The following is a 404-nucleotide window of genomic DNA, read 5'->3' as shown; positions in this document are numbered from 1 at the left end:
CTCGACGGCGAGTTGATCCAGATCAGCTTCGTGTGCTCGGGCCAGGAGCCGGGATCATCGGAAGCGATCGCATCGGCGCCCACCAGCGCGGCACCCATTGCATAGCTCGGGTATGCGACGGACGGGAAGACGACCGCCTCGCCCGCGCCGATCCCGAGCAGGAACGGCAGCAGAGCGACGAGCTCCTTGGAACCCACCGTCGGCAGCACCGCATCGGCATCGACGGCCACCCCGCGCCTCCGCCCGAACCACTCCGCGATCGCCTCGCGCAGCGCGGACGAGCCGGCGGTCGCCGGATACGCGTGAGCCTCGGTCGCGGAGGCGAGCGCCTCGCGCACGGCGCGCGGCGTCGGATCGACCGGAGAGCCGATCGACAGATTCAACGCCCCCTCGGGGTGCTCAGC

General features: G+C 71.3%; 1 protein-coding gene. It reads right to left on the bottom strand.

Annotation, left to right across the window (positions count from 1 at the left end):
- Nucleotides 1-404: aminotransferase class I/II-fold pyridoxal phosphate-dependent enzyme (locus B2869_RS00420; RefSeq protein WP_292761309.1), on the bottom strand; the 404-nt coding region annotated here is incomplete at both ends.

Origin of the sequence: Microbacterium sp. UBA3486 (assembly GCF_002377845.1) — a bacterium.
Lineage (GTDB): Bacteria > Actinomycetota > Actinomycetes > Actinomycetales > Microbacteriaceae > Microbacterium > Microbacterium maritypicum_A.
The sequence above is the reverse complement of the archived record's forward strand: the minus strand, read 5'-3'. Positions and strand labels throughout refer to the sequence as shown.